The organism is Methylovulum psychrotolerans, from assembly GCF_002923755.1.
Lineage (GTDB): Bacteria > Pseudomonadota > Gammaproteobacteria > Methylococcales > Methylomonadaceae > Methylovulum > Methylovulum psychrotolerans.
In genome coordinates this window covers 61137-74256 of the sequence record NZ_PGFZ01000010.1, presented here as the reverse complement: position 1 = coordinate 74256, position 13120 = coordinate 61137, and the positions used below count along the sequence as shown (strand labels likewise).

The following is a 13120-nucleotide window of genomic DNA, read 5'->3' as shown; positions in this document are numbered from 1 at the left end:
AAAAAGGGCATTCGTTTTATGTCAGGCTAGAGTATAAAGGATATGCCCTAGCCTGTACATGTTACGGTCTTGGGTTTACTTTACCCAATCGCGGGCGTTTCTGAACAAGCGCATCCACGCGCCGTATTCTTGCCAGCCGTCAGGATACCAAGAGTTTTGCAAGGTTCTAAAGCAGCGCTCAGGATGCGGCATCATAATGGTAAAACGTCCGTCGGTGGTGGTCAACCCGGTAATGCCTAAGGGTGAGCCGTTAGGGTTGGCAGGGAAAGCGGTGGTTTTAGCGCCATAATTATCGACATAGCATAAGGCGACCGTTTGTGCGTCCAAGGCGGCTTGCGGGCCGTCGGCAAACACGGCGCGGCCTTCGCCATGGGCGACGACGACCGGCATCCGGGAACCGGCCATATCGGCAAACAACACCGAAGGCGAGGCCTGCACTTCCACCATCGCCACCCGTGCCTCAAATTGCTCGGAGTTATTGCGGACAAAGCGCGGCCATAGCTCGGCACCAGGAACAATGGTTTTTAAGCCGGAGAGCATTTGGCAACCATTGCACACCCCTAAGCCGAAGGTATCAGGACGGTTAAAGAACGCGCTAAACTCCTCACGGGCGCGGGCGTTGAATAAGATGGATTTTGCCCAGCCGCCACCAGCGCCCAGCACGTCGCCGTAAGAAAAGCCGCCGCAGGCGGCAAGGCCGATAAAATCGCTTAAGCTGACGCGGCCATGGATAATGTCGCTGATATGCACGTCAATGCTGGTAAAACCTGCCCGGTCAAAAGCCGCCGCCATTTCTACATGGCCGTTGACACCTTGCTCGCGCAGGATGGCAATTTTCGGCTTGCTTAAGGCCAGATACGGGGCGCTGATGTCGGTGTTGACGGCAAAACTTAACGCGGCCTGTAAGCCGGGGTCGTTATCATCGGCAATGCGCTCAAATTGCGCTAAAGCGCAGTCGGGGTTATCGCGCAAGGCCTGCATCCGGTAGCTGACTTGCGACCATTGGCTTTGCAGTTCGGCACGGCTGGCACTGTATAGCAATTCGCCAGCTTTATAGAGGCTCAGGCTTTGGCCGCTGACGGTTTGCCCGATGGTATGGAGGCAATCGGCCAAACCGGCATCGGTCAGGATTTTTAGCACTTGGGCGCAATTTTCCTTGCGCACTTGCAATACCGCGCCTAGCTCTTCGTTAAACAAAGCGGCGAGCAGGTCATTGCCCAAACTGTCCATATTTAGCGCCACGCCTTGCCGCCCCGCAAACAGCATTTCTGCGACCGTAGCCAGTAAGCCGCCGTCGGAGCGGTCATGGTAAGCCAACAGCAAGCCATTATGGTTGAGGTTTTGGATGGCTTCAAAGAAGCCTTTTAACAGCGCTGTTTGGTCGACATCGGGACAATCGTTGCCTAATTGCGCGTAAACTTGCGCCAATACCGAACCGCCCAGACGGTTTCTGCCCGCGCCTAAATCCACCAGCAGCAAGACGCTATCGGCAATCGGGCGCAGTTGTGGGGTCAGTGTTTTGCTGATGTCCAAAACGGGCGCGAAGGCGGTGATAATTAAGGACAAGGGGGCAGTCATGGTTTTCCCCCCCGCCGCATCCTGCCAGACGGTTTTCATGGACAAAGAGTCTTTGCCGACCGGAATGGCAATACCTAAGGCAGGGCACAGTTCCATGCCCACGGCTTGCACGGTGTCGAACAGGGCGGCATCTTCGCCAGGGAAGCCAGCCGCCGCCATCCAGTTAGCCGACAATTTAATGCTTTTTAAGGAGTCGACCCGTGCCGCCGCCAAGTTGGTGATGGCTTCGCCGATAGCCATGCGTCCAGATGCGGGGGCGTTAATGATTGCTAGCGGCGTACGTTCGCCCATTGCCATTGCTTCGCCCGTCAGGGCATAAAAGCCGGACGCGGTGACGGCGACATCGGCGACAGGGACTTGCCAAGGCCCGACCATTTGGTCACGCGCCACCAACCCTGTCACCGAGCGGTCGCCGATGTGGATCAAAAAGCTTTTGTCGGCCACCGCCGGAAACGCCAAAACCCGTTGCACCGCTTCTGCCAGCACAATGCCGCTGGTATCGAGTGCGGGTAAGTTGGCAGTGCGGTGTTCGGCGTGGCGGTGCATTTTCGGCGGCTTGCCGAATAACACCGACATGGGGATGTCCACAGGCTTAGTGCCCAGCAACTGGTCATTCAGGGTCAGATGCTCAGTTTCGGTAGCTTCGCCGATGACCGCAAACAAGCAATGCTCACGCTCACAAAATGCCGTGAATAAGTCTAATGCTTCCGGTTTGATGGCGACCACATAGCGTTCTTGGGCTTCATTGCACCAGATTTGCATGGGTGACATGCCTAAATCGGCATTATGGACGTTGCGCAGTTCAAAGCGTCCGCCCCGGTTACAATCATGGATGATTTCCGGCACGGCATTGGACAAGCCGCCCGCGCCAATATCATGGATGGAGATAATAGGGGTCGCCTCGCCGAGGGCATTGCAATGGTTGATGACTTCTTGGCAACGGCGTTCCATCTCAGGGTTTTCGCGTTGCACGGAAGCAAAATCCAAGGCTTCGGAACTGCTGCCGGAGGCTTGTGATGAAGCCGCGCCACCGCCTAAGCCAATTAACATGGCGGGGCCTCCGAGGATAATAATTAACGATCCGGCAGGGATAGGCTGTTTTTCGATCAGCATCGGGCGGATATTGCCCATGCCGCCCGCAATCATAATCGGTTTGTGGTAGCCCCTAAATGCGTTGCCGCTATCGGCGACGGGCTGCTCAAAGCTACGGAAATACCCGGCGATATTAGGCCGTCCGAATTCGTTATTAAAGGCCGCACCGCCCAAAGGCCCTTCCAACATAATGTCCAAGGCGGAGGCGATACGCTCCGGTTTGCCATTGTCATGTTCCCAAGGTTGCAAAAAGCCGGGGATTTTTAAATGCGATACGGAAAAACCTGTCAGCCCGGCTTTGGTTGCTGAACCACGTCCGGTCGCGCCCTCATCACGGATTTCGCCGCCTGATCCGGTCGCCGCACCAGGGAATGGGGAAATGGCGGTGGGGTGGTTGTGGGTTTCCACCTTCATCAACAGGTGCGCGTCTTCTTCGGTGTAGCTGTATTCGCCCGTGTGTGGGTTACGGATAAAGACCCGTGCCTTAGAGCCGGTCACAACGGCGGCATTGTCGCTGTAGGCCGATAAAATATTCTCAGGATGCTGTTCGGCGGTATTGCGGATCATGCTGAATAAAGACCGCGCCTGCCCGACCCCGTCAATCGTCCAATCGGCATTAAAAATTTTATGGCGGCAATGTTCGGAGTTGGCTTGGGCAAACATCATCAGCTCGACATCGGTAGGATTTCTGCCCAACTCTTGGAAGCTGGTGGCCAAATAGCCGATTTCGTCGGCGGATAAAGCCAAACCTAAGTCTGTATTCGCCTTGTCTAAAGCATCACGGCCTTGCTCAAGCAGGTTGACGGTTTGTAAGGGCAGGGGCTGGTGCTGTTGGAATAGCCCGGTATCCGTGTCGGCCAACACCACACTTTGGGTCATACGGTCGTGGAGCAGGACGGCAACGCTAGGCGGCAATGCGACAGGGCAGGAGAGGGTATATTCAATACCCCGTTCGATACGGCGGATGGATGTCAGGCCGCAGCGTTGGGCAATTTCGGTGGCCTTGCTCGACCAAGGCGATTGGGTGCCTGAGCGCGGGATAACTAAGAGCCGTTCGCCTTCCACGTCGGCATTCGCCCAATCCGGCCCATAAGCCAATAAGCTTGCCAGAATGTCTTGGTCAGATGCGGTCAAATCGCCATCGCTATCGACAAAATGGATAAAACGGGCGTTCACCTCAGTAATGGCAGGTTCTAAAGCTTGCAACTTTAATAACAGTTGCTTGATACGAAAGCTTGAAAGGGCGGCGGTTCCAGGGATTTTTAACATGGGGGCAAGATACTGGGTAAAATAGAGAGGGTAGGGGTGGCCTGCGTCCAACAGGCCACTAAGCCGGAACAGGCCTGTTCCGGCTAGGTTTTTCGGGGCAATTTGTCCGGCAGGGCGTTATAGCCCGTCTGCCACGTTGCCAATTATTTATTAAAACCTGATTGGATAGTGTCTTGTAAGAGTTTAAGCAATTTTAACGCACTGGCATCGGCGGTGGGCTTTTGGTCTTTATCCAAAATAACCGCATCAGTTTGTCCGTTATGGTCGTTCAGCTTGACGATAAACTCTTGCTCGTTACCGTTCAGGCCATGAAAGATAAAAAAGGCTTCTTGCCAAAATGAGCGGTCTTCCAAGGCTTTTTCATCAGGGTCGTAATGCAGGGTAAATTGCTTTTCGGCTTTATTGCGGTTGGTCACTTCAACCGATTTACGGCTTAACGCCTTATCTACTGCCCGCCAAGCATTTTCAAAGGGCGCCGACAAGCGTAAGGTGTCGATACCGTCTGCTGTTTTCAGTAACGTGACCGGAATCTGTTCGTGCTGGCTAGATTTATTGTCTGTGCTGGTGCTGACCGTAATAGGCTCTTCTGAAGCGGCTGGCAGTGGCTCAAGCGCATTAGGGGCAGGGGCGACAAGTTCCGGCGCTTCATTAGCGGAGTTACTGCCGGGGGTGACGGCATTGGCACTGGTTTCGGCCGTGCCGGGAGTCATCGGCACGGCTGGTGCGGGGCGTTTTAGGCCATCATTTTTTGCCAAGTCGGCAGGCAATACTAAAGGCGGAATTTCCACCGTGTACTGGTAGTCTTTCTCTTTATCGGGAAACAGGCTTTTGATATAGCCGCATCCGGTCAAACCGGTTAAGGCCAAAGCACTGAGCAGCGGCAACACAAGGGTTAATTTCATAATCAAATGACTTCGGCAAGGTGCATGGCGGCACGGACGGCAGCAAAACAATCTTCCGTCAACCACGTTAAGGGCAGGCGGATGCCTTTGCCAATCAAGCCCATTTCGGCAACCGCCCATTTAACAGGGATGGGGTTTGATTGGATGAAGAGCTGCTTATGTAAGGCGGCGAGTTTGCTGTCTAATGCCAAGGCGGCATCTTTATTCCCCGCGAGGGCGGCCATCAGCATATCATGAACGAGTTTCGGGGCGACGTTACCCGTGACCGTAATGGAACCGTTACCGCCTAATAGGCAAAATTCGCGGCTGCTGGCATCATCGCCCGTATAGATGGCAAAGTCTGGGCCGGTCAAGTCACGGATTTGCTTGATGCGGCTTAAGTCGCCGGTCGCTTCTTTCACGCCGACAATATTTTTTAATTCGGCGATCCGCCCCACCGTTTCCGGCAACATGTCGCAACCGGTGCGGCCAGGCACATTGTATAAGATTTGCGGAATATCCACGGCATCGTTAATGGCCTTGTGATGCAGGTATAAACCGGCTTGGGTAGGCTTATTATAGTAGGGCGTAACGATCAGACAGGCATCAGCACCCGCTTCTTTGGCGCGGCGGGTCAGGTTAATGGCTTCGCTGGTGGCATTTGCCCCTGTACCTGCAATGACTGGGATTTTACCGTCCGCATACTCGACCACAGCTTTGATGACAGCGCAATGTTCGTGTTCGTCCAGCGTTGCCGATTCGCCTGTGGTGCCGACGGCGACCAGTGCGTCAGTGCCTTGCGCAATATGAAAATGCACTAATGCTTGGAGTTTCTGAAAATCCACAGCCCCACTGTCGTCCATGGGGGTGACTAATGCTACGATACTACCTTGAATCATGAAATCTCTCGAACAGATATGGATACGGTTAAAATCCGTCCATTATAACAAGCAAACCCTTAAAACTCAGCTTGATAGATAAGGTTACTAGGGCGAGTGCCTATAAATAAAACAAATAATCAATAATTTACAGAATATAAGCGCTGCAATTGTCCGGTAAAGGGCTTTAGCCTTTGCCGATGACTGGGTAGTGTCTGCCAATAGGGCCTTTGCTTTCAATCGCCCAACCATTGTTGGCGATAATCTTGATAAGTATAATGTTTTAGTGCTTGGCACTCCCCGTTGGCATGGTGCATGTAGACGCTTGGCAAATTATAGCCATTAAAGCGGTTGGCTTTGACTAAGCTATAGGCTCCTGCATTGTTAAAGATGATTTTATCGCCCAATTGCAAGGGTTTGCCGAACCGATACTCGCCAAACAAATCTCCGGCCAAACAGGTCGAACCCGCTATGATTGCCGAATGTTCGCCATGCTGATCCGTGCCGCTAATTTCCGGCTGCCTTTGATATTCAAACACTTCAGGATGGTGATTGACGGAGGTGTCAAGGATGGCGATGGTCTTGCCGTCGCTGCTAAACAAGTCGATCACCGTGGCGACCAGTTGCACGGCATCTTCCAAAACCGATTTGCCCGGTTCAATATACACCGTTAAGCCATAAGTGTCTTGCAGGGCTTGGACTTGCGTGACAAAGGCCGTCTGGTCGCGGATTTGGCAATACATATAACCGCCGCCGAGGTTCAACCAATGCAATTTACGCAAATTACCCGGCCAATGCTGCGTCAGCTTGGCGACCGTTTTCAGCAACGGCGTGTAATCTGTGCCAGAAAAATTGGTATGGATATGCAAGCCTTCAATAGCCTCCAACGCTGGGCTTTGCGATAACGTTTCCAAGTCAACACCCAATTTTGAATGGGGCCGGCAAGGATTGTAACGCGCATCCTCGACAAACGGCAGTTTTGGGTTAATGCGCAAGCCTACCGAGGTGCGCTCTTGCATCAGCGGGGCAAACCGTTGTTGTTGCGATAGCGAATTCAAACTGACATGGCTGCATAGCCCGGCCAATTCAAGCGCTTCATCAGGGCGGATGCCGGGCGTGGTCAAATGCAGGCTGCCCGTACCCGCCAAGACTTCAGCCGCCAATTTGGCCTCAAATAAGGAACTGACCGAAAATCCGTCAATATAGGGTTTTGCCAACGCCAAAATCGGCACAAATGGCAGGGATTTGATAGAATATAGCGCTTTACAGCCACTTTGCTGGCGCAAGGTGTCCAGAGCTTTTAAGTTAGCCAGAAGCCGCCCTTCATCCACTACTAAAGCGGGGGTTGCAAGGCCGGCATAAATGCGGGCGGAAATTTCCATCGCCTGAATGATCCTATAAAAAAGTGGGGACTGAAAAGCTATTTTAACGGATATTCGCTTTAATAGGATATTGCTCTGCCCAAACGTATTCGCGGCGTTATTTCTGGTGCTTGATGGCTTAAATCATGACAGAATATGCGCCATTTACCCGTCCCCTCCACTTGAGAAGTTATGAAAATTGCTATTTTATCGCGTAACCCTAAACTGTATTCAACGTCCCGGCTCGTTGCGGCTGCGGAAGCACGCGGACATCAAGTCAGGGTTTTGGATGTTTTACGCTGCTATATGAACATCACTTCGCATAATCCGTCCATCCACTACCGTGGTGAAGATTTGACCGACTTTGATGCGGTCATACCGCGTATTGGCGCGTCTGTGACCTTTTACGGTACGGCGGTGTTAAGGCAATTTGAAATGATGAATGTCCTGCCCCTGAACGAATCGGTCGCCATTTCCCGGTCGCGCGACAAATTACGCTCCACCCAATTGCTGGCAAGAAAAGGCATAGGCCTGCCGGTGACCGGCTTTGCCAATAACCCTGACGACATCACCGATTTGATTGACCAAGTAGGCGGTACGCCGCTGGTCATTAAGCTATTGGAAGGCACCCAAGGCATTGGTGTGGTGCTGGCGGAAACCCATAATGCCGCCGAAAGCGTCATCCAAGCGTTTATGGGCTTGAAAGCCAATATCATGGTGCAGGAATTTATTAAGGAAGCGGGCGGCAGTGACCTGCGCTGTTTTGTGGTCGGCGATAAGGTGGTTGCCGCGATGAAACGCCAAGGCGCGGACGGTGAGTTCCGTTCTAACTTGCACCGGGGCGGTTCGGCCGTCTTAGTGCGCCTGACTCCTGAAGAGCGTTCGACGGCCATCCGCGCCGCCAAAATCATGGGGCTTAACGTGTGCGGCGTGGATATGCTGCGCTCTAACCACGGCCCGGTGATTATGGAAGTTAATTCCTCGCCTGGGCTGAAAGGTATTGAAGCCGCCAGCGGCAAAGACATTGCCGACTTGATTATCCAGTTTATGGAAAAACGCTTTGAATCGCTGGAAACCTCCAAAGACAAATCCATCCAAGCCCGGACACGCACACGCGGCAAGGGCTAGATAGCATCCGTTGAAGTCGGCGGCTATTTTTAGATGTTTCTTTAAAGTTTAAAGAGCAAAGGTGTTTGACTTTATGAAACGTTAACCTATTATTGTTGTGTTGGCCGATAATGCCCGCAATCAAGGATAGGAGACAATAATAATATGAACATCATTGATTTAAGAACCAGCCTTAGAGAATCTTCTAATACCCGGTGTGGGGGCGACCGCCGCCAAAATCCGCATCCGTTCGGTTCGCCCGAATGGCTGGAGTATATCCGCACCCAAGGTCTGGAGCAGCCGATTCACGACCGCCGCAAAATGCTCAGGCGTGCCAATGACCGCCGCAGTCAGGTGGACGGAGAACAGAAAGAACAGGCTTATAAACGGATTTTACTGACAACTGCCGAGAAGAAATTATTGGCGGATATGTATTTGGCGGATATGGACAGCGCCGAGTCGTAGAGAAGGCCGGGCAATAACCCGCGCATAGGTGATGGGTTAACGTCCATCGCCTATGGTCGCGTTAACCAAGTGATTCTGTACGCCAATATGTTGCCGGGTAGCCATATCGCTGTGCCATGCAAGATAATGAGGGTCTGCCCGACAGTAGGCCTGTCTTGGCTAAAATGCCTGCGGCTATTTTTTTACAAAATAGTAAAGCTCGCCGAATTTGCCTTTCAGCGTCATGGTATCCGCTGTGCGCTCCACTAAGGTAAAGGTATCAAATCCTGAGCGGCCTACAAAAGGCACTTTTAATTTGCCGTTGTCGATTTCATAATTCAGCGGTGTTTGGTCATAATGTCCGCCTTCGCGGGCAATATTTTTGATAGTGACTTTTCCGCCCTGAAATACCCACGAATCTTCCCGTGATACCGTTTCTTTCGCGGTGAGGGAGTTTTTCGTATATTGCAGTTTCCACGTTCCGTGCATATCATCTTTCGATTCTAAGGCAATGTCCGCAAACGCAACGCTTGCCCATACACTTAAAACCCCTATCGCCGCCGTCAAAGCTATTTTTTTCATAACCGTTTTCCTTTTTAAAATTAATTGATTACGCGAAAGGATTCTACGCGCACTAGGGGCATAACCCTATTTTTAATTGGCGTTGCCCAGTAAATAAATTGGCGCAACCTCAGGGACTAATAGGCAGTATGGAATAAACGGTTCAGTAAGGCTAACCAGCATCTTGTATAAATATATTTTTTCATGTTGTTTCAATTGGTTGAAAAAAATGATTTCTTAAGCTGTCGGGCTTACCGTACGGCCAGCAAAGCCGCCTTCAGCTAATGTCAGAAGACTTGTGGAATGGTGCGCGGCGGAGCCGGATTTGCCGCCTGCCTACAGCCATCCAGCATTAAAGACCGGGGTGAAAGAAACAGTTGCGAAAATAGTGGCGGCCATTGCCACCCATGTAATTAGTTAGAGCCGAGCAGATCTACGCCTAGCGCTAAGCGGTAAAGGTGCGACAACGTTTCTACGGCTGTTTCGCTTTTCTCTGTATCTTTCTTGTTCTCTTTTTGTTCTCTTTTTTCTTGCTTTTGCCGTTGTCTCTGGTAAGCTAACCCCGTATTCAACACGTTAAGGAAGGGCGCATGATGGAGATTTTAACTAGGCGGCAGCGGGAGATTTTTAACTTCTTACGCGCCAATCAAGCGCGTTTTCCTTATCCCCCCAGTCTGGATGAGCTTTGTGAAGCGTTGGACATGGCTTCGCGCGGGTCTTTGCATAAGCATATTTCGGCACTGGTTAATGCGGGGCTGGTCGAGCCGTTTAACGGCAATAAGCAGACGGGGGTGCGCCTGACGGCACAAGCGCGGGTAGAGGCTAGGGAAGGGCAGGGCTTGCCTTTTGTCGGGGCTATCGCTGCGGGTAAACCGATTGAGGCGTTGGAGACGGTCGGCTATATGGTGGTGCCTGAGGCCTTAAAAACCAATAAGCCGTGTTATGTGTTGCAAGTTAAAGGCGAGTCGATGGTTGAGGCGGGGATTTTTGATGGCGATTGGGTGGTGATTGAGCAACGCGCTTATGCCCAGAACGGCGAGATTGTCGTCGCCCTAATTGATAACGCCGAAGCCACGTTGAAATACATTCAGCAATCCGCCGGACAAGTGTTGTTGCTGCCCGCCAATGCGGCCATGAGCGCGTTGGCTTACCGCCCTGAACAGGTGCAAATCCAAGGTGTGCTGGTCGGGCAAATGCGCAGTTACCGATCCCATGCCAACCCAGTCATTTAATGTGAGGAGCAAGGCCATGCCAAGAAAAATCCACATGCACGATCAGGTGTACAATAAAATCGACGGCATTATGAACCACTATAAAAAACGCCCGATGCAGGGGTTTATGCGCCGCTTGATTAAGTTAATCCGGCGGCCATCAATGGCCGCCTGATCTGGAGCCGGACGCTTAGCTTTATGATGACTATCGCTAAAGGCTCAGACGCTTTACAATAGGCCTATTTGCATGAGTTTTTAGGACAGGATATGGCAGTCAATAAAACATCCGCCAATAGCGACAAACAAACCCAGTTAGTGATGGCCGCCCGCCGTGAACAGGAATTGCGCGAGCAATCGTATCGCGGGCAGGCTTTAAAGATGTATCCGTGGGTGTGCGGGCGTTGTGCGCGTGAGTTTACCCACAAAAACCTTGCGGAGCTGACCGTGCATCACCGCAACCATAACCATGACGATAATCCGGCGGATGGCAGCAATTGGGAATTGTTATGCCTGTATTGCCATGATAATGAGCATTCGCGTTATGAGGAGACCCGCTTCTCCGGTATCCAGACCCGCAAAGCCAGTGCGCCTGTGGCCACCCATAATCCGTTTGCGGATTTGAAGAGCTTGTTGGGCAGTAAGAAATAAGGCTTTGTTTATCTACGCCTAACCGTTGTAAGCATAGATAACTTTTCGGGCATCGGGAATGACAATGATGATGCCAATGCGCCCATAGGCAAAATAGCTTTTTGGTTTGGCAATTGCCGTATTAAGCTCGCTCTCAATCAGCGGGTCTATGGGAATGCCAAAGCCATATACGTTTAGGTAGTTGGCAATTTTGGGGCTAGCTGCCGCTGTTATGGCTTCGCGTTTTTGCTTATTGTCTAGCCACTGGGGATCTGACAGAATTGGGGTTTCTTGCCATTTTCCGTAATGCCAATAAAAGCCGGATGCTGATCCTCTGGGCGATAATTTTTCCAGATAAGCAAGACCGCCTTGCAGTATAGCTTGTGCGGCAATATCGGGTAATTTATAGGCGATAAAGCCCGTTTCATTGCCGCCAGGCCCCCATCCCCAAGATTCTTCGTTGGCGTAAAGGATATCGTCAATGGGTAGGTCTTTGGGGAGGTGCTTTAGCCTATGCTGTGTTATAAAGTGTTGGTAATAGATGCCGCATCCGGCAATTAATAGGGTGCAGAGGATGAGCGCGGCTTTTGGAAACCGGAACGCCCAGCGGACAGCAATAATCAGCAAATACCCTGCAAGGGCAAGAATAAGTAATGCCGCTAGAATGAAAAGCGCCTGAATCATGATTTTCCTCTTCGCGTGGCGTTATTAGGCCTATTTTATCCCCTCCCTAAGCTATCAATCCCCTTATTTGCCAAAGCATCCGCGCGTTCGTTGCCGGGGTCGCCGGAATGGCCTTTGACCCATTGCCATTCGATGGTGTGCAGGTTACTGGCGGCATCGAGCCTGCGCCAGAGGTCGTCGTTTTTCACGGGCTGTTTGGCGGCGGTGCGCCAATTGCGTTTTTTCCAATCGGGCAACCATTCGGTAATGCCTTTCAGTACATAGCTGGAATCGCTGTGCAATTTGACTTTGCAGGGTTTTTTCAGCGCTTCTAAGGCTTGTATCGCCGCCATCAGTTCCATGCGGTTGTTGGTGGTGGTGGCTTCGCCGCCAAACAGTTCTTTGCTGTGGCTTTTATAGGTCAGCATCGCACCCCAGCCGCCAGGGCCCGGGTTGCCGCGGCAAGCACCGTCGGTATAGATAATTACGCAGTCAGTCATGGTTAATTTGGGGGGTAGAGGTAGAAGCTAAAGAGGTGGTCATTAAACGGGGTTGGTCGGTTTGCGTCACTGGGGATAAGGGGATCAGGTTGTAGCGGCGCTTAATGGCCTTAATGGCGTAGGCGGTTGCGGTAAACGAGCCGGCCGTGCGCACCGCTTTGCCGTGTTTGGTCTTGATTTCATCCAGATAAAAGCTTGACGAGACGGTAACTTCAAAATTGAGCAGTTTTAGCCAGTCCATCATTCGGGCATGGCTGATAAAGTGCCCGCGCCAAGAATCGGTCAGTTTGAGTTCCCATAAAAACTGGTACCGAATCCAGATGCTCCAAGGGTTAAAGTTCATCATCAGGATGACCCCTTCAGGCTTTAAGACCCGCTCTATTTCGCGCATGGTTTGGAAGCGCGACGTGTCAAATTCTAACAGATGTGGAACAATGACCATATCGACGCTGGCACATTTTAACGGCAAACGGAAGGCTTTGGCTTGAATTTTTCTGGCCAGCGGTGAGCCTAGATTTTTTGCGTCAAGAATGGTATAGAATTTGTATAAAGTACAGTCAATAAAGTCATTTTCCCAGCCCAATCCACCAATCTGCAAAACGGTTTGCTGGCAACTTACCGTAATGGCGCGTTGCAGATACTCGGTTTCGAGTTCTTTTAGCAATTTGCCCCTAGGCGTTTGGTACCAAGAAAATAAGAAGTTACGTTTCATTGCGGTGCTTACAGGTTGTGAGCCTGCCCCAATTTAAGGCAAGGCGGGTGGTTGCCGCTGTGGCATGGACACTGTTTATTTACGCCAAGCTTGCCGCTTAATGCGGAAAGAAAACGGCTGGCGGCGGGCAATTAATCGCAGGCGGGTCAGGCATTAGGCGTGGATTAACTTTTTCTTTCAGATAATGTAATATTCCTTTGAATAATTTCAAGAAAAACACGCTATACTATAACCCT

The 13120-nt window shown here is 51.6% G+C and carries 13 protein-coding genes; 5 read left to right on the top strand and 8 right to left on the bottom strand.

The genetic code is table 11. The annotated features are described in order from the left end of the window. Positions 1-75: 75 nt before the first annotated feature. The 4 genes from purL to AADEFJLK_RS18565 all read right to left on the bottom strand — a co-directional run bounded on the left by purL (position 76) and on the right by AADEFJLK_RS18565 (position 7080). Complete coding sequence (purL, locus tag AADEFJLK_RS18580; RefSeq protein ID WP_103975317.1) at positions 76-3939, bottom strand: phosphoribosylformylglycinamidine synthase; 3864 nt, start codon at positions 3937-3939, stop codon at positions 76-78. A 143-nt stretch (positions 3940-4082) separates the two neighbouring features. Continuing rightward, positions 4083-4841: an NlpB/DapX family lipoprotein gene (bamC, locus tag AADEFJLK_RS18575; RefSeq protein ID WP_103975316.1), complete on the bottom strand. Its 759-nt coding sequence runs from the start codon at positions 4839-4841 to the stop codon at positions 4083-4085. Positions 4842-4843: 2 nt separating this feature from the next. Next, a complete protein-coding gene (gene dapA, locus AADEFJLK_RS18570; protein WP_103975315.1) occupies positions 4844-5719 on the bottom strand; it encodes a 4-hydroxy-tetrahydrodipicolinate synthase in 876 nt (291 codons plus the stop codon). Between the two features lie 215 nt (positions 5720-5934). Continuing rightward, positions 5935-7080 (bottom strand): type III PLP-dependent enzyme domain-containing protein, encoded by a 1146-nt coding sequence (locus tag AADEFJLK_RS18565; RefSeq protein ID WP_103975314.1) that lies wholly within the window; start codon positions 7078-7080, stop codon positions 5935-5937. A gap of 171 nt (positions 7081-7251) precedes the next feature. Between AADEFJLK_RS18565 and rimK the strand changes: the two genes are divergently transcribed. Further along, positions 7252-8187: a 30S ribosomal protein S6--L-glutamate ligase gene (gene rimK / locus AADEFJLK_RS18560; RefSeq protein WP_088618044.1), complete on the top strand. Its 936-nt coding sequence runs from the start codon at positions 7252-7254 to the stop codon at positions 8185-8187. A gap of 144 nt (positions 8188-8331) precedes the next feature. Then, complete coding sequence (locus AADEFJLK_RS18555; protein WP_103975313.1) at positions 8332-8631, top strand: hypothetical protein; 300 nt, start codon at positions 8332-8334, stop codon at positions 8629-8631. Between the two features lie 174 nt (positions 8632-8805). Here the strand turns inward: AADEFJLK_RS18555 and AADEFJLK_RS18550 are convergent, their stop codons facing one another. Beyond that, a complete protein-coding gene (locus AADEFJLK_RS18550) occupies positions 8806-9192 on the bottom strand; it encodes a lipocalin family protein (protein ID WP_103975312.1) in 387 nt (128 codons plus the stop codon). Positions 9193-9764: 572 nt separating this feature from the next. On the opposite strand from AADEFJLK_RS18550, the gene lexA reads away from it, so the two are divergent. The 3 genes from lexA (at position 9765) to AADEFJLK_RS18540 (ending at position 11030) form a co-directional block, all read left to right on the top strand. Further along, positions 9765-10403, top strand: coding sequence for a transcriptional repressor LexA (lexA, locus tag AADEFJLK_RS18545; RefSeq protein WP_088621489.1), 639 nt, complete (start codon positions 9765-9767; stop codon positions 10401-10403). Positions 10404-10419: 16 nt separating this feature from the next. Then, entirely contained in the window at positions 10420-10557 is a 138-nt protein-coding gene (locus AADEFJLK_RS24720) for a hypothetical protein (RefSeq protein WP_170065179.1), read from the top strand. 92 nt (positions 10558-10649) lie between these two features. Continuing rightward, the gene (locus AADEFJLK_RS18540; RefSeq protein ID WP_088621490.1) at positions 10650-11030 is read left to right on the top strand and encodes a YajD family HNH nuclease; all 381 of its coding nucleotides are present in this window, start codon (positions 10650-10652) and stop codon (positions 11028-11030) included. 18 nt (positions 11031-11048) lie between these two features. Here the strand turns inward: AADEFJLK_RS18540 and AADEFJLK_RS18535 are convergent, their stop codons facing one another. From AADEFJLK_RS18535 to AADEFJLK_RS18525, 3 genes are read right to left on the bottom strand one after another with little or no spacing between them, the layout of a single operon-like run. Continuing rightward, on the bottom strand, positions 11049-11693 hold the full coding sequence (locus tag AADEFJLK_RS18535; protein ID WP_103975311.1) for a hypothetical protein: 645 nt from the start codon (positions 11691-11693) through the stop codon (positions 11049-11051). A gap of 35 nt (positions 11694-11728) precedes the next feature. Next, positions 11729-12172 (bottom strand): ribonuclease HI, encoded by a 444-nt coding sequence (gene rnhA / locus AADEFJLK_RS18530; protein WP_103975310.1) that lies wholly within the window; start codon positions 12170-12172, stop codon positions 11729-11731. After that, positions 12165-12884: a class I SAM-dependent methyltransferase gene (locus AADEFJLK_RS18525; RefSeq protein ID WP_103975309.1), complete on the bottom strand. Its 720-nt coding sequence runs from the start codon at positions 12882-12884 to the stop codon at positions 12165-12167. The genes rnhA and AADEFJLK_RS18525 overlap by 8 nt, the downstream gene beginning before the upstream one ends. Positions 12885-13120 lie beyond the last annotated feature (236 nt).